Genomic DNA, 23,767 nt, shown 5'->3' on the forward strand with positions numbered 1-23,767 from the left:
GCGACAACGAGGGATCGTTCCGCTCTTTTCACTCAAACAAAATAGCGTTCGACAGGTGGCGAGTGAATGGAATTCAACGCAGGATGAACGCATGACCGACTATATAGAGCCTTTCCGCCCGGTGACAATGCGATAAGCCAATGAATTCAGATCAAAAGATGAGTGTGAACGGCAAGATCGCATTGCCGCACCGCACCCTAAGGGTTTGGAAAAGACGCTGTCTCTTCTAAGTCCGAAAGATCAAGGGGGGCCCAGCCTTGTTTGCCAAAGATGTCCAGGGGGCGGTACCGAGATTTATAGGCCATCTTTGGGCTTTCTGGGATCCAATAACCCAGATAGACGTGGTCCTGCTCTCGACGCAAAACTTCCTCTACCATCCAAAGGATCATCCAGGACCCTAGGCCCCGGTTTCCGGACAAGGTTGTGTCGAAGAAAGAATAGACGGCAGACAGGCCATCGGCGAGATGGTCCAAGAGGCAGGCGGCTACCAGCGTTCCCCTCGGATCGCGAAATTCAACAATCGAGGTGGTGATCGGGCTGTCTTCGACCATCGAGCGGTAGTCGAAGAAGCCCATGAGGGCCATGTCACTGTCCCCGTGGCGGGCCTGCTGGTACTGGGAGAACAAGTGAAACTGTTCGACTGTGGCCCGGGCTTGGACGAAGGTGGCGGTCAGATCTCTATTGGCCTTGCTTTGGCGGCGAAAGCTTTTCGTCCAATTGAATTCCCGGGCACGGATCCGCACGGGGATACAGGCGTTGCAGCCGGGGCAAACAGGGGCGTAAGCGATGGTGTGACTGCGTCGAAAACCGGCCCGGGACAGGGTTTCGTGCAAGGCTTCTGCTTCGGCGCCCGCCAGATCTGTCACCACTTTTCGTTCCAGCCGCCCCTCTAAATAGGGGCAAGGCATGGGAGCCGTGGTGAAAAAGAAGTTGGGACGATGTATCGGTCCCTGGTCCATCAGCATCTATCCATAAGTCTGCGGAGATCCGAGTTTGACGGCTAAGTCTCGCACAACAAGCGTTGGCATATACAGTCGGGTGAAGGCCGCGCGCGACCGAAACCTGTCATCTATCCGCCTAATTATTTATGCACCTGCCCACAGTTTAGCCTGGGCCTCCGTCTGTCGAAAGGGGATTGAGCGGTGGGTGGCATTCGTTTGTCTCTTTTTTGTTGTCTAAGGCATCTCAAAGGTCAGGCTAAGCGGTTGACAACGACTGTTCCAGCCAGGAAATCGTGGACACATCGCCGCTGATCGTTGAACAGGGCGACCAATACGACCAGCCAACCGGTTGCTCCGCCTAGGATGTAAAATGCCATGGCGTTCACGAGGGCCTGCCAGAAAGTGGGGGGTGAACCGTTTTCGGACAAGACACGCATACCCATTACGCGTTGACCGATGGTGGCTGAGGCAGGTCCCGAGACGGTCAAGGTGTGGTAGGCTATTGGCAGGATTCCCAGGGCAGGGCCGATCAGAAACCAAAGCAAGCCGAGGCTAAGGGCGGTCATCATGAACAGAATGATCAGAGCTGGAATGAACAGCCCACCGACGCAGATGATGTCGATGCCGAAGGCGACAACCCGTTTGAAAAGGAGTCCATCGTAAAAGGCCGGCTCCGTCAAGGGGTCAGGAACCCTTGCCCCGCGGGGAGGGGAGGGAGGTGGTGCGTCTGGGGTGACCATGGAGTTGCCTTTTTTACAGTTGGTCCGTGCGCGGGACATCCAGGATGGACGGCATCCGACCTCCTGCTCCGCCGGGAGCTGTTCCTTCGCTGGTTCCGCCATTCGCCCCGGGAGTGCCATTTTCTCCACTTGCAGGGAAGAGGTTCCGGTCGCGCAGCAGTGTTATGGTGATACGTCGATTCTCCTCATTGGTCGGATCTTTGGGCAGGAGGGGGTCGGTCGAGGCCTTACCTTCCACCCGGTCGATTCGATTGTCGCCAATTCCCATGGTGCTCAGGACGCGACGGCTGGCCAGAGCGCGATCTGCGGAAAGCTCCCAGTTGCCGTAGCCGCTGGGGTCGACAAAGGGGGTGGCGTCCGTATGTCCGGCGATGGAAATTTTATTGGGCAGATCGGCGATGGCCTTAGCCACCAGGGACAGGATTTGGCGGGTATGCTTAAGGACCCGGCTGGACCCGGAAGGGAACATGGACAAACCGTCCTGATCGACCAGCTGGATTCGCAGACCTTCCGGTGTGTTGTCGATGAGAAGGCTGTCGGCCATCGCCTTAAGGGAAGGAACCGCCTGGATTGCCTGACGAATTTCCGCTGCGGTTTTGTTGAATTCCTCCTGCTGCTTCTGTTCTTGTGCGGCGGCCAAGGCTGCCTCAGAGGCGCTTTTCCCTTTCCCATCGCCAGAGTCCATACCGATCTTGCCCAGGCCATCAAGCGATGTGTCGTCCGGATAGGCGTTGGGGTCACCCTTCATGGGGATGTCGGCGCTTTCTGTCGTTGGGTCCAGGCCCTCGTTGGCATCGGTGAAGTCCTGACCTCCGGCGCCAATGGTTGGCGGGGGCAGGGTGAGTTGGACGGAAGGGGAGCTGGAATTGGACTGGCTGGCCCCTTCGCCAAGGACTTGTCCACCGAGGACGCCACCGGCCCCACTGGGACTCATGGACACCGCTGTTGGGGCAAAATAGTTGGAAATGCCTTCCAGTTGTTCCTCGGTCACTGAGTTCAACAGCCAGAGCAGCAGAAAGAAGGCCATCATCGCTGTCACGAAGTCGGCGTAGGCGACCTTCCATGCGCCACCATGGGCGGCGTGGCCTCCCTTTTTTATGCGTTTGATGATCAGTGGTTGGTCGGCCAAGGGTAATTACCTATCCATACGATTGCTATCCAGACCGCATCATCCCCTAGCGAGGTGGCGAAATCATGGACCTTCCCATTCTCTTATTCTGAGCTCAGATTGCTGACCGTGTCTTCCACTTCTGCAAAAGTTGGCCTTACGCTGGGGGGGAGGGTTTTGCGGGCGAATTCAATGGAAACCTGCGGAGCGTAGCCCTGCATATGGGCCAGAATTCCCGATTTCATACAATGGAGGTATTGGGTATCACTGTTATACGCGGCTTCAATGGCTCTGGAGAAGGGGGCGAAGAAACCGTAAGACAGGAGCACGCCGCAGAACGTGCCGACCAAGGCTGCGCCAATCAGATGCCCCAGAACTTCCGGCGGCTCAGTGATCGATCCCATGGTGTGAATAACACCCAACACCGCAGCCACAATACCCAGGGCGGGCATGGCGTCGGCCATGTCATTGATGGCCTTTGAAACATTGTGATGTTCCGCGTGGTGACTTTCGATTTCGGCCTCAATGATTGTTTCCACTTCATGGGCGTTGTTGGTGCCCAAGGTGAGTAGGCGCAGGTAGTCGCAGAGGAACTCCACATTGTGATGATCGTGGGAGAAATTGGGGAATTTTTGGAAAATCGGGCTTTCTTCAGGCTTCTCGATATGGCTTTCAAGTGCCAGGTCACCCTTGGTTTTGGCCAGTCTGAAGAGGGTGTACAACAACGATAACAGCTCGAGATAGCTGGTCTTGCCGTGTTTTGGACCCTTCATCATGGGGCCCATGGCTTTTATCGAACCGAGCAGTACCGTCTTGGTATTGCCAATAACAAAGCTGCCGATGGCGGCGCCAAGAATAATAATGAATTCAAACGGTTGCCACAGAACGTCAAGATGGCCGCCGGGGGCAGCATAGCCGCCGATCACGCTGGCGAGAACGATAATGCTGCCGATGATGATAAGCATGGGCGCTCCCTGGGAGACTGCGCACGTGGGACTGGTAGGCGCGAATGAACCTTGACTTGGTTACGCATTGGTACCGTGGACGGATCCCTTTCTCTAGTACAAAAAAAGCGTTAGGAAGTCGTTGACATCTGTCCTAATCGATTAGGAACTTTTTGACGTCGGTCACAATCGATACCGGGGTCGACAAGGTTCCATCTTTCCCGAGACAGGGAAAGGGCGAGGTTCCATCTTTCCTGAGGCCGGGAAAGATTGTAGAAAACCCCCTGCTGGTTCAAAATGTAGCGCGCCATGGGAGCCGCCAATGTCCGTTGATGATCGTACCTACCGCAAGGCCCTTGGGTCTTTTCCCACGGGTGTCACCGTTGTGACCACGGTGGATGGGACTGGGGCGCCTGCGGGGGTAACAGTCAGCGCGTTTTCTTCCCTCTCCCTGGATCCGCCTAAGGTGCTTTTCTGCTTGGGGACCCATACCTCCAGCCTGGAAGCCTTCCGTTCTGGTCCAGTCAGCATTTCCATTCTGGCTGAAGAACAGCAAGATCTGTCGATTCGATTCGCCAGCCGGGGTGTTGATAAGTTCGCCGACCTCGAAATGGACCGCTCCGCCGATGGTGTGCCCGTGCCGAAGGATACACTCGCCCGCCTGGATTGCGACGTCGAGCAGGTCGTCGAGTCCGGGGATCACCTGATTGTCATTTGTCTGGTGAAGGCGCTGTCTTTCCAGACCGGTGGGCAGCCTCTCGTTTATTTCCGTGGAACGTACAATATGATTGGCCGTTGCCTGCCTTGATGGGCTTGGCATGGGGGCGGCTTCCTGTCGGAAGGCGGTTTTGTCCTCAGTCCTGTTTCGGTGTGAGATGCAGGATTCCGCCGCTGTTGTCGCGCCCATCCAATGCAATGAGATGGCCATCCCGCCAAGGGGTCAACATGTCCCGATAATGGGGCGAGAGCGGGTGGCCAGACTGACCTGTGGGCAAGATGAACCCAGAGCGGTTCGGGTCATCCAGATCCATGACCGCCCGCAGAGTGGCCCCGTGGATGTGGGTGTAGGGGGCGCTCCCAGTGGCTGACCAACTGCCCTTGGACAGGGTTGCGAGGCTACCGCCTGTGGGGATGGATAGATCGGCAACGGCCCTGAGGATCGGGAAGCGGTGGAAGAGTGCGTGGTCGAAATGGGCCACGTGGAGCCGACCCCAAGGTGTGGTGAATGGGTCTGCCCCCTCGGTCTGAGCGCGGATATCCTGAAGTGCACTGTCCAAGGCACGGGCCTTAAGGGTCCCGCAATCCTCTATCTTGTCTTTTGTTTGAATATTGTCGCACCAATTGCTGGTCTCCCCCTTCAGCACCCGGACCAGCAGTTCTGGGCTGATTCGGTTCCATAGGGGAAAGGCCGCGCCCATTTCGTCGGCGAATATCTCGGGCACCAGGGCGCGAATCCAAGCTGCCGTGATCATGGGTTCGACCCGGGGGGCGGTCATGTCGTAGAGCCAGCCCTTGGCTGACAGCAACGCATGGGCGCGGGCCCGTTCCGATTCAGGAGGGCGTGCCGCTGAGGGGAAATCAAGCATGAGGGGGAGAAGGTCGGCCATGGCCTCCGACACCGTGTCCATTTGGTAGTCGGCCTGATCGGAGATGGTTTGACCCATTTTGTGGGTCAAGAGCTTGCGTAAACGTGTTGCCCGATACTCCCCTGGCCAATCGGGGGCGATGTAATAGGGGTAGTCGTCCCCGGATATGCGGCTGTTTGTGTTCAGAACCATATTATCATGGGGCGCCAGATTGGCGGGCAGATCTTCAAAAGGTATATAGCCCGTCCAGGCACTGTCTACCGCCCATCCGGGTTGGGGAAGCAGCCCAGGCCCGTGGGTCCTCAATGGCACCAAACCGGGAGAAAGGCGGCCAATATACCCGTCCCGTGTGGCATGGATCAGGTTCTGTTGGGGCGCCTGGAACAGGCGGGCAGCAGCCCGGATATCACTGGCGTTCTCTGCCTGGTTGAGGCGATGCATAGCAAGTGCAGTGGTGTCATTGGAGCGCAGTGCCGTTGACGCCAGGGCGATCACCTGATCGGACTTTAGCAAACTTTGTGTTGCTCGGCTTGATCCACCGAGTAGGGCGTCGGAAATCACGACGCCATTGCGTGTGGCGCGAATGGTCAGGTTTTCCGACTCGCCAAAGCGCACGTCGATCCGTTCCTGGCGGAGTCGCCAGGGGGTGGGGCCATCGGGTCCGAGGTAGTGCTCCCGGTCCACGACTTTTTCGATGAACAGGTCGGACGTGTCCGAGTGGGTCGTGGTGAAGCCCCAAGCGACCCGCCCGTTTTGGCCAATGGGCAGGTAGGGGGTGCCGGGGGCGGAGGCACCCATCAGGGTCAGTTCGGGTGTTTCCAGGCGGACCAAATACCATTGGGTGGGCGCCTGGAAACCTAGGTGAGGGTCGTTCGCGAGCAGGGGCTTTCCCGATGTCGTGCGATTGCCGGTTAAAGCCCAGGCGTTGGATGCGAGAAAGGGTTGGGCCGCCCTGGGAAGGGCTTCTGCCAGGGCGAGGGCTGCGTCTTGTGGCAAGGTGGCGTTTGGTTCACCCGACGGATCAAGCGCCGCAGAGGGGCCGATGTGAGCGAGAGCGGGCCACAGGTCGCGCATTTGGTTCGCGGTCAGGGTCTTGAAGAGGGCCGCCCGGATTAATTCTTCATTCCAGTCGCCGGTCAGCCACATCCCCATCAGTCGGCCCCAAACCAGGGAATCTGCCGGGGTCCAGGCTTCTGGACGGTGCGCCAGGGCCAGGAATTCCGGCGGCAAGGGGCCAATATCGTTTTTCAGGAAGTGATTGACTCCGGCGGCGTAGGCCTCCAGGAGGCGTCGGGCTTCGTTGGGAAGCTGGCGATAGGTCTCCTGTGCGAGGCTGTGGAGACCCAGGGTCCGGAAGTAGCGGTCCAGTGGCAGCGTTGATTGCCCCATGACTTCTGACAGGCGGCCCGCGCCCAGACGGCGCATGGTCTCCATTTGCCAAAGTCGGTCCTGGGCATGGACAAAACCCAGGCCAAAGGCCGCATCGTTCATTGAGGATGCATGGATGGTGGGCACACCATAGCGATTCCGGGAAATGGTCAATGGTCCCCCCGGGGTGGTCGCACGGCTCTTCTCGTCGAGCTTAGGCAAGGTGCCGCCAATGGGAACTTCGATCCGGCCCGACGTCTTGGGAAAGGATGCGGTCAACGCAAGCCAGAGCGCGACGACGATCCCAAAGACCAGGGCGAGCAGAACGGCCAGTATGGTAAGGACCCGACGCACTTTGCTTCGGCGTGGTTTCGATGGATGGGACGGGCTGTTGGTGAATGAGGAGGGGATGGGTAAGCTCCAGTCCTGACCGCAAGAAGGGAAGGGTGGTTCGTATTGGGGTGCGGACGGCGTCCAATTTCAAGGGAGAATTCTTTGGCATTTAACGGGAAACCCCCTGGGAACCAAGCTGATAGATGCTGATAGATATGGTGGTTCGCTCTCCATGACCTTCTGGTATGGTGGGGGGCGCTCTCCTTTTCGGCGTCTGGCCGTCAACGACCAAAGGCATCATCCTTCCCATGATCTGGTTTCCTGTTCCGTTTCTCTGTCGAGGCTCCCTACGTCGAACCGTGCGTTTGCTCGGGCTTCTTGTTGCGGTTGTCGCCGCCATTGGCCTTCTTGCCGGGCAGGGATGGGCCTTGACCCTGAAGGCAGCCCATTCCCATGGGGAAGGGCAAAGAGAACTACGCCATCGGGTGTTGGAGGTTCTCGCCGACCAGGTGGCGCAACGCACGGGCAGTCTGCAGATCAAAATCTATCCGCGCGGAATTTTGTTCCGGGAAGGGGAGTTATGGACGGGGTTGACCAACGGAACCCTGGAGATCGCGGCGCTGCCGCTGGTTCGGTTGCGTGGCTTGAATCCGATGTTTGCAGCGCCCTCCTTGCCCGGTCTTGCGGCGACGGAAGATCGAATCCATGCCTTTTCCCGGGAGGCGGCGATGGAAAAGGTCCGTGTCGCTTTGGAAGCCCGGGGCGTCCGTGTTCTTGCTGATATGTGGGTGCCCGGCGTCTTCATCGCCGAGGGAAGCACTTGTGTGGGAGAACCCGATCTCCTGAAGGGGGAGCGAGTCGCCGCCGGAGGCCGAATGGCCGGTGACCTGGCCGAAGGACAGGGAGCGGATCTGGCACCCTCGGAGCTTGGGAATGCTCCCCGGTTGCTTGATGGTCGGGAGGGGATTTCGGTGGTCGTCGCGCCCGAATTGGACCTGATCGACGGTGGTGCTCCGAAGGGGCGGGCCTGTGTCACTCTGTCCAATGGCATCGTGCCCTGGTTTGATTACGAACCCATTTTGATCAGTCAAAAAGCCTGGAATCTCCTGACTCCCAGCCAATCCCAGGCGTTGACCGAGGCTGCGGCTTTTGCGGAATCCTATGGACGGCAGATGATGGACAAGTCCCTGGAGACGAAGATTCAGGGGATCAAAGGGGATCATCTAACCTGGGTCGCCTTTACGGAAGCGGACTATCGGGCTTGGCGCCGCTTGTCCCTTCCTGTTTTGGCGCAATTGGTGGGTCTGCCAATGTCGAAGGTGGCGCCGAAAGAGGACCGAATCACCGTTGCCCGTCCTTCTAAACCCACCTCCACCTCCACAGCCCCATCGGCAGCCAAAGGGGCGCCCGAAATGGCCGCACCCAAAGTGGCCGCACCTGAAATGGATGGTTTTAAGGTGGGCGGTGAGGAGAATGCCGGACCGACCAATAGTGGGACGACCAATACTGGGCCGACTGGGAATGTCGTCCAATCGGATCGCCCGGAAAAGTCCGTTGACGTACGCTATGTAATCAAGCGCAAGGGCGAAAAGAACAGCGGCGCACTCCCTAAGGAGAGCGTGCCAGCGGACAAGTCTTCGCAGGAACCGCAGTCCCCCTCTCCGAAGGTGGGCGCGACGGCGCCTCCGGTTGCTCCGGGGAAAACCGCCGCTCCGGCACCCAAGGCTGAGCCAACAGACACAACAGGGGATGCTCAGGGGGACACGGACACTACGGCCCTGACCGGGGAGCCTGCCGCTGCAGCGCGTGATGGAAACGGCAAGGTTAAAGCGGTCGGTCTTGAAAGCAATCCTCCACCCGGTTTAGGACCTTGAATCCATGACATTAAAAAAGACAGAGTCCGTTGTTTCCGTTCTGCGCCTTGAGGGGTTTCGCCGGATGGCGCATGTGTTGTGGGAGCGGGATCCGGATGTGCCTTCGGCCATCTGCGTTCATGGTTTGACGCGCAATGGCCGCGATTTCGATCTCCTCGCCGAAAGCCTGTCCCACCATCGTCGGGTCTATTGCCCTGATGTGCTGGGACGGGGGCGGAGCGATAAGCTGGCCGATCCCATGGGCTATAACAACCCGGCCTATGCTGCTGATATGGTCCCTCTGATCGCCCGGACCGGCGCGGAGCAGGTGGATTGGGTGGGCACCTCCATGGGGGGATTGATTGGCCTGGGTCTGGCCGCCCTGCCCAATAGTCCGATCCGGCGCCTGGTGCTGAATGACGTGGGTCCGTTCATCCCCAAAGCGGCGATGGCACGGATCCGCGACTATGTGGGTTATGACCCGACATATCCGGATCTCGCGGCCCTGGAAACCCATCTGCGCAAGGTTCATGCGCCCTTTGGCCCGCTGACGGATGCCCAATGGGCGGCCATGGCCGAACAGGGGCATTGGAAAGTGGAGGGGGGCTACAAGCTGGCTTGTGATCCGGCCATCTCCACCTTCATCAAGCTCGGAGAGGCCGCAGATGTGGCTGTGTGGGAGCTTTGGGACAAGATCACCTGTCCGGTTCTTGTGATCCGCGGGGCGGAGTCCGACCTTCTGCTTCCGGAAACCCTGAAGGAGATGAAGGGCCGGGGGCCGGGCTGCGAAGTCCTGGAGATCCCGGGTGTGGGCCATGCACCCGCGCTGATGGATCCCGCTCAGATTGATCCGGTAGTGGCTTTCCTGACAGCTTGAGTCGCGGGGTCCGGGGAGGCCGTGCCTCCCCGGCGGGGTCTCGGGGCGGAGCCCCGGAAAATGGACTTGGGCGGAGCCCCGGAAAATGGACTTGGGCGGAGCCCCGGAAAATGGGCTTGGGCGGAGCCCCGGTCAAGATGAAGGGGCGCCTACCGTTTGGCGAGCAGTCGAGCGACCTCGACGGCGGAATAGGTGAGGACGGCGTCGGCGCCCGCGCGCTTAAAGCCCATGAGGGTCTCCACCAGGACGGCGTCGTTGTCGAGCCACCCCCGAAGGGCCGCGCCCTTGAGCATGGCATATTCCCCACTGACCTGATAGGCGAGGGTGGGAACCCCAAAGACATCCTTCACCCGCCGGACGATGTCTAGATAGGGCTGTCCGGGCTTAACCATGACCATGTCGGCGCCCTCTTGGATATCCAGGGCGACCTCACGAATGGCCTCGTCGGTGTTGGCCGGGTTCATCTGGTAGGTCTTCTTGTCCCCCTTGAGGGTCCCGTCGGTGCCCAGGGCGTCACGGAAGGGCCCGTAATAGGCACTGGCGTATTTGGCGGCATAGGAACAGATCTGGGTGTGTTCCAGCCCTTTGGCGTCCAAGGCGTCGCGGATGGCGGCAATGCGCCCGTCCATCATATCGGAAGGGGCAACAATATCGCAGCCCGCTTCGGCCTGGGCCAGCGCTTGCCTCACAAGCATGTCCACGGATTCGTCATTGACGATAGTGCCGTTGCGCAAAATACCGTCGTGGCCGGTGGAGGTGAAGGGGTCCAGCGCCACGTCGCAGACCACGCCGATACCATCCACCTGGGCCTTGATCGCACGAACCGCCCGGCAAACCAAGTTGTCGGGGTTGGCCGCTTCGGCCCCTTCCAGAGTTTTCAGGGAGGCCTCGATGCAAGGAAACAGGGCAATGGCGGGAATGCCCAGATCCCGGGCTTCCTTGGCGGCCTCGACCAGGAGATCAATGGAAAGCCGTTCGACCCCGGGCATGGAATTGATGGTTTCCCGGGTGTTCTGGCCCTCGATCACGAAAACGGGCCAGAGCATATCCGAAGGGGTCAGGACATTTTCGGCGACGATGCGCCGGGACCAGTCTTCCCGGCGCGGGCGCCGCATGCGGGTGCGGGGAAAGCTCCCCAAGGGCGTGATGTCAGTGCTCACGGGCGCTCCAAAATAAGTGTTGGGACCCGTGGCACGGAGGAGTCTTACAGCGCGTCCAGGGCCTGTTTCAGGTCGGCAAGGATATCATCGATATGCTCGATGCCGATCGACAACCGGACATACCCCTGGGAGACGCCGGATGCAAGCTGGTCTTCCTCGGACAACTGGGAATGGGTGGTGGTTGCCGGGTGGATGGCCAGGCTGCGGGCGTCACCGATGTTGGCGACATGGTGGAACAGCTCCAGGGAGTCGATGAATTTCCGGCCGGCCTCCAGACCGCCCTTCACCTCGAAGCCCATGAGCGCGCCATTGCCGCCGGTCAACGCGGCGTCGCGGCGCCGGGCGTCCTCGCCGGTTTGCAGGCTGGGGTGGATAACCTTGGTCACCTGGGGGTGGTCCTTGAGGAAGGCGGCAACCTTATCGGCATTCTCGCAATGGGCGCGCATGCGCAGGGGCAGGGTTTCCATGCCTTGGATGAGTTGGAAGGCATTCATGGGAGAGAGCGCCGCGCCCATGTCGCGCAGCAGAGTACAGCGCATGCGCAGGATATAGGCAATGGGGCCCAGGGGTTTCACGGCCTCGGTCCAGACCATGCCATGGTAATTGGCGTCGGGCTTGTTCAGGGTGGCGAAGCGGTCGCCTTGGGCTTCCCAATCGAAAGTACCGCCGTCAACGACGACTCCGCCAATGCTCGTGCCGTGGCCACCCAGGTATTTGGTGGCCGAGTAGACGACGATGGCCGCGCCCAGGGCCAGCGGCTTGCAGAGGATCGGGGCTGCGGTGTTGTCGATGATCAGGGGCACGCCCAGTTCGCGACCGATGGTGGCCACCTCGGCGATGGGGAAGATGCGCAGCTTGGGGTTCGGCAGGGTTTCGGCATAATAACAGCGGGTGCGGTCGTCAGTGGCCTTGCGGAAGGCGTCCGGATCGGCGGGGTCGACGAAACGGGCTTCGATGCCCATCTGTTTGAAGGTATTGGCGAACAGGTTCCAGGTTCCGCCGTAGAGGTCCGTGGAGGTGACGAAGTTGTCTCCGGCCTCGCATAGGTTCAAAATCGCGTAGGTGCTTGCCGCCTGTCCGGAGGCCACACCGAGGCCCGCCACGCCCCCTTCCAGGGCGGCGACGCGTTGCTCCAGCACGTCGGTGGTGGGGTTCATCAGGCGGGTGTAAATGTTGCCCAGTTCCTTCAGCCCGAACAGATTCGCCGCATGTTCGGCACTGTTAAACTCGTAAGACGTCGTTTGATAGATGGGCACCGCGACCGAATTGGTGGCGCTGTCGTGGTGGTAACCCGCGTGCAGGACCAGGGTTTCCGGATGCTTGCTTTCGATCGCCATTCTTGGACGTCCTTTTTTTGGGATGTAAGGGGAGGGCGAGGCCTTCATGGATAGCCGATGAGGGGCGGGAATCAAGGGGAAAGTTATGAGTTGTGTGAAATTAAATTTAATAACGTAATTTTAGTGTATTGGTATTTTGCCACAGGGGGTGTCTTGACGTAAACGTCAGTAAGGGCCTTCCGCCAAAGGGGGGGCGAGGCTATAGTCCTTGCAATCATCGGCCAAAGGTCGGCTAACCAAGAAAGAATGGAATAAGGGAGAACGGTGGTGGACTTCCAACTCACCGAGGAACAGGTCCAATTCCAGGATATGGCGCGGGATTTCGCCACCAATGAGATGGCGCCCCATGCGGGGGAATGGGACGAAAAGAAGATCTTTCCCGAAGACACCCTGCGTGCTGCGGCGGCTTTGGGGTTGGCCGGCATTTACGTGGGGGACGATGTGGGCGGCTCCGGCCTGACCCGCTTGGACGCGGCCCTGATCTTCGAGGAACTGGCGGCGGCATGCCCCTCGACGGCGGCCTATCTCTCCATCCACAACATGGCCTCCTGGATGATCGACCGATTCGGATCCCAGGCGACCAGAGAGACCTTCCTTCCCCGTCTTTGTTCCATGGAATATTTCGCCAGTTACTGCCTGACCGAGCCAGGGGCGGGGTCCGACGCGGCCTCCCTGCGCACTCGGGCGGACCGGGACGGGGACCACTATGTTCTGAATGGTCAGAAGGCCTTCATTTCCGGCGGCGGGCGCTCTGACATCTATGTGGTGATGGCCCGCACTGGCGAGGATGGCCCCAAGGGGATTTCGACTTTCGTGATCGAGAAGGACCGGGAGGGGCTGTCCTTCGGCAAGCAGGAGGTCAAGATGGGTTGGAACAGTCAACCCACCTGTTCGGTCATGTTCGACAACCTGCGCCTACCCGTCGAAAACCGTCTGGGCGAGGAGGGCGAAGGGTTCAAGATTGCCATGATGGGGTTGGATGGGGGGCGGCTGAACATTGGGGCCTGCTCGCTGGGTGGTGCCCGGGGGGCCATGGACGCGGCGGTGTCCCATGTGCGGGAGCGCAAGCAGTTCGGCAAGGCCATTGCTGAGTTCCAGGCCACCCAGTTCAAGCTCGCCGATATGGCCACTGAGTTGGAGAGCGCCCGCTTGCTGTTGCATAAGGCGGCCTCTCTGCTCGACGCGAAGGACCCCCGGGCGACCCCGTATTGCGCCATGGCCAAGCGTCTGGCCACCGACGTGGGGTTCCGGGTCTGCGACGAGGCCCTCCAGCTCCACGGCGGCTATGGCTACATCCGGGAGTATCCGGTGGAGCGGATCCTGCGGGACCTGCGGGTCCACCGTATTTTAGAGGGCTCCAACGAGATCATGCGCGTGATCGTTGGTCGCCGTATCGTTTCCGGCTGAACACCGGTATTCATAGATTAAAGGGAAGGACCCCCATGGCCGAGGAAGAGATCCTGTTCGACGCCACCAATGGCGTTGGCCTCATCACCCTGAACCGCCCCAAGGCCTTGAACGCCCTGAACCTGGCCAAGATCCGCGCCATGGATCCAACCATGCGGGCCTGGGCCAAGAACCCGACCGTGCGTATGGTGGTCATCGAGGGCGCAGGCGAAAAGGCCTTCTGCGCTGGGGGCGATGTGCGCAAGGTCTACGATGCCTCCCTGGCCGATGACCAGCCGACCATTGATGCCTTCTTCCGGGAAGAATATCGCCTCAACCGACTGATCAAGACCTACCCCAAGCCCTATGTCGCCCTGCTGGACGGCATCACCATGGGCGGCGGTGTGGGTCTGTCCGTCCATGGCACCCTGCGGGTGGCGACCGAACGGATCCTGTTCGCCATGCCCGAAACGGGGATCGGCATGATCCCGGACGTGGGGGGGACCTACTTCCTCCCCCGTTGCGAAGGAGGGCTCGGCCTGTATCTGGCGCTGACAGGGGCACGGTTGAAAGCGGCAGATAGCCTGTATGTGGGGGTCTGCCAATACTACGTCCCCTCAGAAAAGCTTGAGGCCTTGAAGGTCGCCTTGCGGGAGAGCGATGCGACGGATGCAGCGGGTGTTGAGGCCGTGGTGCGGGGGTTCCACGAGGATCCCGGTCCGGCTCCCCTGGCGGAGGTGCGGGCAGATATTGATCGGGTTTTTGGAGAGGCAGACAGCGTCACCCAAATTCTGGACCGTTTGGAGGCCGAAGGGACCGAGTGGGCGGCCAAGACAAAGGCCTTGCTGCTCACCAAGTCCCCCTTCGCCTGTCTGGTGACGTTCCAACAGATGATGGCGGGGGCAGCCCTGGATTTCGACGCCTGTATGGAACTGGAGTTCCGGGTGGCCCCCCGCATCACCCGTCAGCCCGATTTCATCGAGGGGATCCGGGCGGTTCTGGTGGACAAGGACAATGCGCCCAAATGGTCCAACAGCTCTCTCGCCGAAGTGGACATGGCGGTTGTCGAGGGGCTGTTCGCACCCCGCCTGGGTGATGAGATTACCTTCGATGACATCTAAGTGAGTAGAAACAACATCTTATAAACGCGGAAAAATCCGAGGAGGAAACGATGGCGAAGGTGGCATTTATCGGTCTGGGCAACATGGGCGGCCCCATGATGTTGAACCTGTTGAAGGCCGGGCATGACTGCGCAGTCTTCGACCTGTCGTCCGATGCCATGAAGGCTGCCGGAGAGGCCGGGGCAACCCTGGCAGGCGGTCCGGGCGAAGCCACCCGGGGTGTCGATGTGGTTGTGACCATGCTGCCCGCAGGCAAGCACGTGCGTGGTGTCTATGAAGGCGAGGGCGGCGTGATCGAGAATGCCTCGGCTGGCACTTTGCTGATTGATTGCTCGACCATTGATGTGGCCAGTGCCCGCGCCGTGGGGGAAGCGGCCAAGGCCGCCGGCCTGCCTATGGTTGATGCTCCGGTGTCCGGCGGCACTGCCGGTGCCGCAGCGGGGACCCTGACCTTCATGGTTGGCGGTCCCGAGGAGGCCTTCGTCGCGGCTAAACCCTTTCTGGACATCATGGGTGGCACCATCGTCCACGCCGGTGAGTCCGGAAACGGTCAAGCGGCGAAAATCTGCAACAACATGCTGCTGGGCATTACCATGCTGGGCACCTGCGAGGCTTTCATGCTGGCCAAGCGTCTGGGTCTGGACGCCCAGAAGCTTTTCGATATCAGCTCCAAAGCGTCGGGGCAAAGTTGGTCCATGACGAGCTACTGCCCCGTTCCAGGTCCGGTGCCGACCACTCCAGCCAACCGCGATTACCAGCCCGGCTTTGCCGCTGCGATGATGCTGAAGGATTTGAAGTTGGCCCAGGAAGCCGCCGCCCAGGTCGATGCCGCCACACCCCTGGGGTCCGCTGCGGAGTCCCTTTACAGCCTGTTCTGCAACGCGGGCAATGGAGGGTTGGATTTCTCCGGCATCATCAAAATGATCGACGGAGACGCCTGACATTCTCTGTTTTTCATGGCAAATAGAAAGGGGAGCATCAATGGGCTCCCCTTTTTCGTGTTTCAGGACTGCGCCATGGCCAACCCTCCCCTTCCTCCCATGCCTCGGCAGATCCTTTACGAGATCAAACGCAATGGGGCCTATGTGCGAGTCTGTGCCATCTGCGCCGACACAGGCATAGAGGCCGTCATGGTGGGTCCTGCCACAGTCGGTCTGTTCAGCTTGAAGCAGAATGCCGCCCGGAAGCTGGCCTATGTGATCGAGAAGCAGAGGCAGGAGCGTCGGCGGTAACATTTTTTGGGGTATGGCGAGACCTTGTTCCCCTAGGGGCGGTCATGTCTATGGATTTAGGAGATCCAGGACAGGAGCCGGTGGCGGAAGCGGTTGACGAAATCCGGGCGGGTCCTAACAGAGACATCGCAATCAACTCTTTATTCTCTCGTGCAGTGTTTTAGTAAATAAAAACGTTTCCAAAATAAAAATCTGTAGCGGGCTTCCGATCTCCCTTAGATCAGAGGCGAGAATTATTGACCTGCTTGAGCCCGCTTTCTGGCGCCGAATAGATAGGCATTCGTCACGGGACACGACAGGGGATCCTTTCCCATGACGCGGCTTTGCCCTGTCCCCCACTGGGGCCGAAAGGCCCCAGACTCGGGGCTCTTATTTGTAAAAGAAAAATGGGGTTTGGGGACATGTGTCCCCAAATGGGCTTGGGCCATCGCCCATAAAAGGACGAGACACTGTCGTATACCGTGGGCGTTGGCGTAGCGTTGAGCGGCGGGAACCCGAGGGCGCGTACTGCTTCGTGCCCAAATCCGGGCGCGGCTATTCTTCTGTCCAAAGGGGAGTAGAGTGCCTGACGGGGCAGGGCCTTGAACATCAGCACCGAGTCTCAGGAGGGCGTCTTCCCTTCGAACCATCGGACGGCTTCAACGCCTTGTTCAGCCGAGTGCGGAATGGCTCGAAGTCAGCCGTCCCGGCCAGGTTCTCCAGCGGATCCTCCGACTTGCTCAATTGCGCCTAGCGATCCTCAAGATCGGAAAAGCCAAGCTGACCTTTCATGCTCACCTTCCTTCACAAGCCTCCCTGCAGGGAACCACAGGACGAGCGGCGCGCTGTAGGGAATTTTTTTGATGTATCTATCTTTAAAGATACCTCCATTAAGGTGTATACTTAGCGCTTGCCTAAAAGGGTAAAACCCTTATAGGTTTTGCGTCCCTGCTCGAATAGTGGGATTAGCTTCACAGCCGGGACTTGGTTGACAACAAAGAAGTCGGAGGGCGACTGAAATGAAGATGTTACTGAATCGTGGCTTTGAAGTGGTGAATGTCCTGTTGGGCGTTGCTATTTTGTTGATTTTCTCTTCTATTTTTTTAGAAGGGAACGTCTATATATTATCTGCTTCAATGGCTTCTCTATTGTTGGCGATGTATTGCACGTTCTATATTGCCCGCAGTGTTAAGGAGAAATACCATTGGTACGATTCTCTCTTGGATGCGGTACCCTTGCCTATGTCCATAACGGATTCGAATATGAAATGGACTTTTGTTAATAAAGTCGTGGAAGATTTGCTCGGTAAAAAAAGACCTGAAATTATGGGGCAACATTGCAGCAATTGGGGCGCAAAAATTTGCAATACGGAAGATTGCGGCGTTGCTTGCTTGCGAAAAGGAAAGACTGAAACATTTTTCGATCAATGGTCCCGTAATTTTTCGGTGACGTCTTCTCACCTACATAATCTGGCAGGTGAAAAAATTGGTCACGTAGAGGTTGTGACCGATATTACGGAAAGAACAGAACTCCAAAAACTGATTAAGCAAATCACATCCCATGCGTCCTCTCTGGAGAGTGAGTCCACGACTCTTTCCAGTGATGTCGGGGCAATTGCTTCGGAGATCGAAGAAACCTCGACTCAGGTCACGGGACTTGCCGCTGGTATGGAAGAAACCTCCCAAATGTTCGCGGGCGTGGCGGGAGCGGCGGAGGAAATATCGGTCAACTTAAGAAGTGTGTCGGATGCCATGGAGGGAAGCCGGACCTCCATCGATACCATCACCCAAAACTCCTTGGACGGGAGCAACCTCGCCATGGAGGCCAGGGAGATCGTCAACCGGGCGACCGAGATCATGGATCAGCTGGGCACCCATGCCGTGGAAACCAGTGAAGTGACGAATTTGATCAAGGATGTCGCGGAGCAGACCAACCTCTTGGCCTTGAACGCGACCATCGAGGCCGCCCGCGCCGGCGAAATGGGCAAGGGCTTCGCGGTTGTGGCGGGCGAGGTCAAGGTTCTGGCCAATCAAAGCGCAAAGGCGGCCGAGGAAATCAGTACGCGAATCCTGTCGATGCAGGAAATCTCGGGTCGGGCGGTCGAGGCGATTCAAAAAGTGAATGACGTCATCACGTCCGTGTCCGGAAAGGTTGGCGAAATCAATGACTCCATCGTTCTCCAGAATGGGGTCACGGAAGAAGTGACGGGCAATTTGAGCCAAGCCAGTTTGGGCAGTGACGAAACGGCGGGCAATATCAGCCAAGCCTCAGCCACCGTGAAGGAGATGTCCGTGAATGTGCAACGGATCAACGATGCCGCCAGCGCCAATGCGGAGACCATCAAGGGGGTGGCTGAATCCTTGAAAAGGGTCAACCAAGTGGCCATGGAACTGAACGATATCGTCATGAAGAACAAGGTGTTGTAATGTCTCAAACGCCATCAACGCTAAAGTGTTCCGAGATCAAGTTGGGCCATGTCTTTGTCCAACTTGATCTCGAAGGCACTCTAAAATCTATATAACGAGAGTGAAGCTGGGCCAGCTTGAATCAAGCTGATCTTGGTTTCACTCTAGCGCCAGACACAGTTGTCTCTCCATCCTTGCTCTTCAGGCTATACCGCATGAAAAAGGCGCTTCAAACACCAATCTGAAGCGCCATCCCGTACCCTTTTCCCCGATCGACTAGATCAACAGGTTGAGCATTGAGTGGATCGGAAAACCGGTGCCCACTTTTCCGCTCGATGCTCTAAATAACACTCTGATTCGACAAGGCTGTTAGGGTTTCGCTATCCAGGTCGAGAACCTCGCCCAGGACTTCCCATGTGTGCTGACCCAGGGTGGGTGGGGCTTGGGGCGCGGGGGCTTCGTCGCCTTCCATTCGTAGGGGGCTTCGCACGGTCGGGGCCATGCCCGCAACCGGATGGGGCGCGTCTTGGCGCAGGCCCCGGGCGATCACCTGGGGATCTTCGAAGACCCGGTCCAAGGTGTTGATGGGGCCGCAGGGCACGCCCTCTTTCTCCAGGACCGAGATCCATTCATCCGTGGTTTTCTCGGCCATCATGGGAAGCAGAGCGGCGAGCACCTCTGACCGATTGGCCACCCGATCCCGGTTGCGGGTGAAGCGGGGATCCTGGGGCAGTTCGGGGCGCCCTCCGACCGTACAGAGGCGGGCAAACTGGCCGTCGTTGCCCACCGCTAGCATCAAGTGGCCGTCTTTGGTCGGGACGGCCTGATAGGGCACGATATTGGGGTGGGCCGTGCCCAGGCGTCCAGGGACCACGCCGCCGCCCAGCCAGTTCATGGCCTGATTGGCCATGCAGGCTACGGCGGTATCCATCAATGCTAGATCAATATGGCGCCCTTTGCCGGTCTTTTCGGACTCGCGCACCGCCGCCACGACGCCAAGGGCTGCGTAGAGCCCCGTCAGGATATCCGTTACCGCAAGCCCCACCTTCATGGGGCCACCACCCGGCGCGCCGTCGGGTTCTCCGGTGACGCTCATCAGGCCGCTCATGGCCTGGATCATGGCGTCATAACCCGCCCGCTCCGCATAGGGGCCGGTTTGGCCAAAACCGGTGATGGAGCAATACACCAAAGCCGGGTTGAGGGCCGACAGGCTGGCGTAGTCCAGGCCGTATTTGGCGAGGCCGCCCACCTTGAAATTCTCCAGGACGATATGGGAGCGTTTGGCGAGCTCGCGGATCAGCTCCTGACCCTTGGGTTGGGCCATGTCGATGGTCACGGACTTCTTGCCCCGGTTCGCTGCCAGATAATAGACGGCGTCGGTGGTCTCCTGCCCGTTGGCATCCTTGAGGAAGGGAGGCCCCCAGGACCGGGTGTCATCGCCTACCTTCGGTCGCTCCACCTTGATCACTTCTGCTCCCAGATCGGCCAAGGCTTGACCCGCCCAGGGGCCAGCCAGGATACGGGAGAGGTCGAGGACGCGGATACCGGTGAGGGGACCAGTGGGGGGGGCTATCATGGGAAACTCCGTAGTGGCCTGCGGCCAGTGGGCTACCGCCCACACCCGTTTGGAGGCGATGCCTCCAAACCTCTATTTTTCTTTTGAGAAACGACCGCTTTTCCATGAATTCCCGCGCATGCGGGAATGACCAAGTAGAAATTTTCCCATGAAAAAACAGATGGGTTTGGGGGCGGGAGCCCCCAAAGGCCTCTTACAGAAACGCCTGCAACCCGGTCTGTGCCCGCCCCAGGATCAAGGCATGGATATCGTGGGTTCCTTCATAGGTGTTCACGGCTTCCAGGTTCATGGCGTGGCGGATCACATGGAACTCGTCGGCCACGCCGTTCCCGCCGTGCATGTCCCGGGACATGCGGGCGATATCGAGGGCCTTGCCCGCATTGTTGCGCTTCACCAGCGAAATCGCTTCGGGTTTGGCCTGTCCGGCGTCGAGCAGGCGGCCGACCTGGAGGGAGCCCTGGAGGCCGAGCGTGATCTCGGTCATCATGTCGGCGAGCTTTTTCTGGATCAACTGGGTCTGGGCCAGGGGACGGCCAAACTGCTGGCGGTCCAGGGTGTATTGGCGGGCGGCATGCCAACAGAACTCCGCCGCGCCGAGGGCACCCCAGGAGATGCCGTACCGGGCCTTGTTGAGGCAACCGAAGGGACCACCCAGGCCTGAGGCACCGGGCAGCAGGTTGGCCTCGGGCACCTCGCAGCCGTCCAGAACAATCTCGCCGGTGATGGAGGCGCGGAGCGAGAACTTGCCTTCGATCTTCGGCGTCTCGAAGCCCTTCATGCCGCGCTCGACCAGGAAGCCCTTGATCTTGCCGTCATGGGCGGAGGACTTGGCCCAGACCACGGCGACATCGGCGATGGGGCTGTTGGTGATCCACATCTTGTTGCCGGTCAGCTTGTAGCCCCCGGCGGTCTTTTCCGCCCGGGTCTTCATGCCGCCGGGGTCGGAGCCGTGGTCCGGTTCGGTCAGGCCGAAACAGCCGACCTTTTCACCGCTGGCAAGGACCGGCAGCCAGGTCTTTTTCTGCTCGTCGGAGCCATAGGCGTAAATGGGGTGCATCACCAACGAGGACTGGACGCTCATGGCCGAGCGATAACCACTGTCGACCCGCTCGACTTCCCGGGCGATCAGACCATAGGCGACGTGGTTGACGCCAGGGCCGCCGAATTCCTCGGGGATGGTCGGGCCGAGCAGACCCATCTCGCCCATTTCCGTCATGATCTCCCGGTGGAAGATCTCGTGGCGGTTGGCCTCCAGGATCCGGGGCATCAGCTTGTCCTGGCAATAGGATCGGGCGCTGTCGCGGATCATACGCTCTTCCTCGGTCAGTTGGCCGTCGAGGTCGAGGATGTCGTCCCAGTTGGAAATCGGGGCGGAGGACATGGGCGAATGCTCCCTGCGTTTCTTGAAGGTTCGATGTGGCGCGCAGTTTGGTGCCTCTCCACCCATAAGTCCAAAACAGTTTTCTTATGAGATCCATCAATTCTTGATATGCTTTCCCGATGGACATCAAACAAATGCGGTACTTTCTGGCGGTGGTGGACGCAGGCTCCTTCTCGGAGGCGGCGCGGCGTTTGCGTGTGGCCCAACCGGCGCTCTCCCAGAGCCTGAGGCGGATGGAGGAGGATCTGGGGGCGGCGCTGTTGCACCGCCTGCCCCGGGGCGTGGCGGTGACGGAGGAGGGGAGCACGCTGGCGCGGGAGGGGCGGCGCATGGTCGCCGAGTGGGAGGGTCTTGCGGAGCGGATCCGTGCCCTTGGGGATGACCCCTCCGGCGAATTATCCATCGGCGTTCCGACCTCCCTGAGCCGGGTGGTGAGTCTGCCCCTGGTTGAATTGCTGTGCGAGCGTCTGCCCCGGGTCCGGCCCCGCATCGTCGAGGGGTTGTCCGGCCATATCCTCGCATGGCTGCGGGAAGGGACCATCGATCTGGGGCTGGTCTTCAATGGCGAGGATGGAGCCGATCTGGCCGTGGAGCCACTGGCGACGGAAAGTCTGGCCCTGGTGGTTCCCCGGGGCGACCCGGCGCCGGATCAGGTGACGCTTGCGGAGGCCGCAATCCGGCCCCTGATCCTGCCCGGCGCTCCCCATGGCTTGCGGGCGGAGGTGGAACGCGCCTTTGCCGCGTCTGGACTGGTGCCCCGGGTGCCCCTGGAGATTGATGCCCTGGATCACATTGTCGCCCTGGTGGCCCGGGGGCGAGGCTGTTCCATTATCTCGCCCCGGGTGGCCCGACAGGCGCCGGAGGGGAAGGGGGTGCGTGTGCTGTCCATTACCGATCCGCCCATCACCCGCTCCATCGGACTGGCCCATGCCCGAACCCGCCCTCCGTCCATCGCCCTGCGTCATGGTCTGGTGCTTGTTCGCCCCCTGGTGACCGCGTTGGTCCTGGGGGCTGTGGATCCGCCGTGAAATCGGCTTCCTTGCCCGGTGGCGAAGGGTGTAAAACCATAGGGGTATGGGTTTAAAAAATTTGCGGAGGACGTGTTTCATGGGGTTTGCATCGCGTGATCGTATTCAAGACATCATTGCGTTGTTTCTTGTGTCGGATGAGGATGGCCTCGGTGCCAATCTGGCAGAGATTCGGGAGATGTCGGACATTCTGGAGGATTGGGCTGGGATTTCCTTGAAGACGCAGATCGATCCGGATCCGGAAACGAAGACCTGCGGCGGGAAGGCTGTCACGCCAGTGACGGCCGGTCGGTGTGCCTGGGAATTGATGCGGACCCAGCGGTTTTTGCGAGGAGTCCATGGGGCGATCCTGGATGGCCTCGCCCGGCGAAATGTCGCAGGGAAGGACGGTCCCCTGGAAATCCTTTATGCCGGAAGTGGCCCCTTCGGTACGCTTGTCCTGCCCTTACTCCATTATTTTTCCGCCCGGGACGTTCAGGTGACTTTGTTGGACATCCATCAAGTCTCTGTCGAGGCGGTTGAAAAGGTTATCGCCAAGTTGGGGGTGCAGGATCGGATCCGGGCCGTCGACTGCGTGGATATCTTGCAGTGGACCCCACCCGAACCCGGGCATTACGACATCATCGTTTCCGAAACCATGACAAGGGCGCTGAAGGGAGAGGCCCAGGTGGCGATCTTCGCCCACTTAGCCCCCAGCCTGAAGCCAGAAGGGACCCTGATTCCCCAGGAAATTCGACTGGATGGCTGGACTGAAGGTCCAGGAGACAGCCGGGCAGACAGGGTTCCCTTGGGTCGGCTTTTCACCTTGAACCACCAAACGGCTCTGGCTATCGGTCGGGGAGAGGACGCACCTCTGGTCGTCTCCCTCGCCGCAGAGGGTATTCCGGAGACCCATGATGTCCTGGGGGTGTCGACGGAAATTCAGGTCTGGGGACAGCATGTCCTGCGAGAAGGGGAATGCTCGCTGACGGGATTTCATCGCATGAAGACCGGCGCCTTGAAGGACTGTGGCTTGGTGAAGGGGAGATATGTCCTGGGAAGAGAGCCCTATCTCGATATTGACTACGCGGATCTGCTACAGCGCTATGTGGTCGAACCTGCGGAGCCAGAGGATCGGTCGCTGCTGGGGGTACCGGGCTTGATGCGCCAATGGAGCAAAATCCAGCTGGAGAAGTTGGGGCGCCTGGATCGGGATCTGCGCATCCGGGAGTCCGAAGGGGACTGGCGGCGTCTTTCGATCCTCAACCTGGATCCGGTCCAGTCCCTTTCTGTCCTCTATTCCCTGGCCCGCCCCTCGCAACTGGAAGACTTGATCCTGAAGGCAAATGGTGGGGCCTTGACGGAGGATCAACTGCGGGCCCTGGGCGTCGAAGAGGTGGCCTCAAAGGCACTCTAAAATCCATATAACTTAT

The 23,767-nt window shown here is 59.6% G+C and carries 19 protein-coding genes; 10 read left to right on the plus strand and 9 right to left on the minus strand.

Annotated elements, in window-relative coordinates:
• Window positions 1-197 precede the first annotated feature (197 nt).
• From ACLIRY_RS01200 to motA, 4 genes are all read right to left on the minus strand, one after another.
• Complete coding sequence (locus ACLIRY_RS01200; RefSeq protein WP_413203517.1) at window positions 198-959, minus strand: arginyltransferase; 762 nt, start codon at window positions 957-959, stop codon at window positions 198-200.
• Between the two features lie 233 nt (window positions 960-1,192).
• Entirely contained in the window at window positions 1,193-1,621 is a 429-nt protein-coding gene (locus tag ACLIRY_RS01205; protein ID WP_413203518.1) for an RDD family protein, read from the minus strand.
• Between the two features lie 73 nt (window positions 1,622-1,694).
• Complete coding sequence (locus ACLIRY_RS01210; protein WP_413203519.1) at window positions 1,695-2,810, minus strand: flagellar motor protein MotB; 1,116 nt, start codon at window positions 2,808-2,810, stop codon at window positions 1,695-1,697.
• Between the two features lie 83 nt (window positions 2,811-2,893).
• On the minus strand, window positions 2,894-3,754 hold the full coding sequence (motA, locus tag ACLIRY_RS01215) for a flagellar motor stator protein MotA (RefSeq protein ID WP_413203520.1): 861 nt from the start codon (window positions 3,752-3,754) through the stop codon (window positions 2,894-2,896).
• Between the two features lie 301 nt (window positions 3,755-4,055).
• On the opposite strand from motA, the gene ACLIRY_RS01220 reads away from it, so the two are divergent.
• The gene (locus ACLIRY_RS01220; protein ID WP_413203521.1) at window positions 4,056-4,541 is read left to right on the plus strand and encodes a flavin reductase family protein; all 486 of its coding nucleotides are present in this window, start codon (window positions 4,056-4,058) and stop codon (window positions 4,539-4,541) included.
• Between the two features lie 46 nt (window positions 4,542-4,587).
• Here ACLIRY_RS01220 and ACLIRY_RS01225 read toward each other — a convergent pair whose 3' ends face one another.
• Window positions 4,588-7,041, minus strand: a complete 2,454-nt coding sequence (locus tag ACLIRY_RS01225; protein WP_413203522.1) for a penicillin acylase family protein — start codon at window positions 7,039-7,041, stop codon at window positions 4,588-4,590.
• A gap of 287 nt (window positions 7,042-7,328) precedes the next feature.
• Between ACLIRY_RS01225 and dctP the strand changes: the two genes are divergently transcribed.
• Window positions 7,329-8,894, plus strand: a complete 1,566-nt coding sequence (gene dctP, locus ACLIRY_RS01230; RefSeq protein ID WP_413203523.1) for a TRAP transporter substrate-binding protein DctP — start codon at window positions 7,329-7,331, stop codon at window positions 8,892-8,894.
• 4 nt (window positions 8,895-8,898) lie between these two features.
• Window positions 8,899-9,750, plus strand: coding sequence for an alpha/beta fold hydrolase (locus ACLIRY_RS01235; RefSeq protein WP_413203524.1), 852 nt, complete (start codon window positions 8,899-8,901; stop codon window positions 9,748-9,750).
• Window positions 9,751-9,899: 149 nt separating this feature from the next.
• Here the strand turns inward: ACLIRY_RS01235 and hemB are convergent, their stop codons facing one another.
• Both hemB and ACLIRY_RS01245 read right to left on the minus strand, forming a co-directional pair.
• Window positions 9,900-10,910 (minus strand): porphobilinogen synthase, encoded by a 1,011-nt coding sequence (hemB, locus tag ACLIRY_RS01240; protein ID WP_413203525.1) that lies wholly within the window; start codon window positions 10,908-10,910, stop codon window positions 9,900-9,902.
• A 44-nt stretch (window positions 10,911-10,954) separates the two neighbouring features.
• Window positions 10,955-12,247, minus strand: a complete 1,293-nt coding sequence (locus tag ACLIRY_RS01245; protein ID WP_413203526.1) for an O-acetylhomoserine aminocarboxypropyltransferase/cysteine synthase family protein — start codon at window positions 12,245-12,247, stop codon at window positions 10,955-10,957.
• Between the two features lie 267 nt (window positions 12,248-12,514).
• Here ACLIRY_RS01245 and ACLIRY_RS01250 point away from each other — a divergent pair, with 267 nt between their 5' ends.
• The 5 genes from ACLIRY_RS01250 to ACLIRY_RS01270 all read left to right on the plus strand — a co-directional run bounded on the left by ACLIRY_RS01250 (window position 12,515) and on the right by ACLIRY_RS01270 (window position 18,391).
• Complete coding sequence (locus tag ACLIRY_RS01250) at window positions 12,515-13,654, plus strand: acyl-CoA dehydrogenase family protein (RefSeq protein ID WP_413203527.1); 1,140 nt, start codon at window positions 12,515-12,517, stop codon at window positions 13,652-13,654.
• Between the two features lie 35 nt (window positions 13,655-13,689).
• A complete protein-coding gene (locus ACLIRY_RS01255; protein WP_413203528.1) occupies window positions 13,690-14,754 on the plus strand; it encodes an enoyl-CoA hydratase/isomerase family protein in 1,065 nt (354 codons plus the stop codon).
• A gap of 50 nt (window positions 14,755-14,804) precedes the next feature.
• The gene (gene mmsB, locus ACLIRY_RS01260; protein WP_413203529.1) at window positions 14,805-15,695 is read left to right on the plus strand and encodes a 3-hydroxyisobutyrate dehydrogenase; all 891 of its coding nucleotides are present in this window, start codon (window positions 14,805-14,807) and stop codon (window positions 15,693-15,695) included.
• A gap of 75 nt (window positions 15,696-15,770) precedes the next feature.
• Window positions 15,771-15,986: a DUF6898 family protein gene (locus tag ACLIRY_RS01265; protein WP_413203530.1), complete on the plus strand. Its 216-nt coding sequence runs from the start codon at window positions 15,771-15,773 to the stop codon at window positions 15,984-15,986.
• A gap of 998 nt (window positions 15,987-16,984) precedes the next feature.
• A complete protein-coding gene (locus ACLIRY_RS01270) occupies window positions 16,985-18,391 on the plus strand; it encodes a methyl-accepting chemotaxis protein (RefSeq protein WP_413203531.1) in 1,407 nt (468 codons plus the stop codon).
• A gap of 319 nt (window positions 18,392-18,710) precedes the next feature.
• Here ACLIRY_RS01270 and ACLIRY_RS01275 read toward each other — a convergent pair whose 3' ends face one another.
• Both ACLIRY_RS01275 and ACLIRY_RS01280 read right to left on the minus strand, forming a co-directional pair.
• Window positions 18,711-19,946: a CaiB/BaiF CoA transferase family protein gene (locus ACLIRY_RS01275; RefSeq protein ID WP_413203532.1), complete on the minus strand. Its 1,236-nt coding sequence runs from the start codon at window positions 19,944-19,946 to the stop codon at window positions 18,711-18,713.
• A 193-nt stretch (window positions 19,947-20,139) separates the two neighbouring features.
• Window positions 20,140-21,327 (minus strand): acyl-CoA dehydrogenase, encoded by a 1,188-nt coding sequence (locus ACLIRY_RS01280; protein WP_413203533.1) that lies wholly within the window; start codon window positions 21,325-21,327, stop codon window positions 20,140-20,142.
• 134 nt (window positions 21,328-21,461) lie between these two features.
• Between ACLIRY_RS01280 and ACLIRY_RS01285 the strand changes: the two genes are divergently transcribed.
• The gene (locus tag ACLIRY_RS01285) at window positions 21,462-22,355 is read left to right on the plus strand and encodes a LysR family transcriptional regulator (protein WP_413203534.1); all 894 of its coding nucleotides are present in this window, start codon (window positions 21,462-21,464) and stop codon (window positions 22,353-22,355) included.
• 79 nt (window positions 22,356-22,434) lie between these two features.
• On the plus strand, window positions 22,435-23,751 hold the full coding sequence (locus ACLIRY_RS01290) for a hypothetical protein (protein ID WP_413203535.1): 1,317 nt from the start codon (window positions 22,435-22,437) through the stop codon (window positions 23,749-23,751).
• Window positions 23,752-23,767: the final 16 nt, after the last annotated feature.

The organism is Rhodospirillum sp. A1_3_36 (genome assembly GCF_047263945.1).
GTDB lineage: Bacteria > Pseudomonadota > Alphaproteobacteria > Rhodospirillales > Rhodospirillaceae > Rhodospirillum.

Excerpts from the sequence above, each read along its gene's own strand:
- ACLIRY_RS01270 (WP_413203531.1), top strand. The coding sequence starts at position 16,985 with ATGAAGATGTTACTGAATCGTGGCTTTGAAGTGGTGAATGTCCTGTTG.
- ACLIRY_RS01265 (WP_413203530.1), top strand. The coding sequence starts at position 15,771 with ATGGCCAACCCTCCCCTTCCTCCCATGCCTCGGCAGATCCTTTACGAG.
- ACLIRY_RS01255 (WP_413203528.1), top strand. The coding sequence starts at position 13,690 with ATGGCCGAGGAAGAGATCCTGTTCGACGCCACCAATGGCGTTGGCCTC.
- ACLIRY_RS01245 (WP_413203526.1), bottom strand. The coding sequence starts at position 12,247 with ATGGCGATCGAAAGCAAGCATCCGGAAACCCTGGTCCTGCACGCGGGT.
- ACLIRY_RS01285 (WP_413203534.1), top strand. The coding sequence starts at position 21,462 with ATGCGGTACTTTCTGGCGGTGGTGGACGCAGGCTCCTTCTCGGAGGCG.
- motA (WP_413203520.1), bottom strand. The coding sequence starts at position 3,754 with ATGCTTATCATCATCGGCAGCATTATCGTTCTCGCCAGCGTGATCGGC.
- ACLIRY_RS01235 (WP_413203524.1), top strand. The coding sequence starts at position 8,899 with ATGACATTAAAAAAGACAGAGTCCGTTGTTTCCGTTCTGCGCCTTGAG.
- ACLIRY_RS01280 (WP_413203533.1), bottom strand. The coding sequence starts at position 21,327 with ATGTCCTCCGCCCCGATTTCCAACTGGGACGACATCCTCGACCTCGAC.
- mmsB (WP_413203529.1), top strand. The coding sequence starts at position 14,805 with ATGGCGAAGGTGGCATTTATCGGTCTGGGCAACATGGGCGGCCCCATG.
- ACLIRY_RS01200 (WP_413203517.1), bottom strand. The coding sequence starts at position 959 with ATGGACCAGGGACCGATACATCGTCCCAACTTCTTTTTCACCACGGCT.
- dctP (WP_413203523.1), top strand. The coding sequence starts at position 7,329 with ATGATCTGGTTTCCTGTTCCGTTTCTCTGTCGAGGCTCCCTACGTCGA.
- ACLIRY_RS01220 (WP_413203521.1), top strand. The coding sequence starts at position 4,056 with ATGTCCGTTGATGATCGTACCTACCGCAAGGCCCTTGGGTCTTTTCCC.
- ACLIRY_RS01275 (WP_413203532.1), bottom strand. The coding sequence starts at position 19,946 with ATGATAGCCCCCCCCACTGGTCCCCTCACCGGTATCCGCGTCCTCGAC.
- ACLIRY_RS01290 (WP_413203535.1), top strand. The coding sequence starts at position 22,435 with ATGGGGTTTGCATCGCGTGATCGTATTCAAGACATCATTGCGTTGTTT.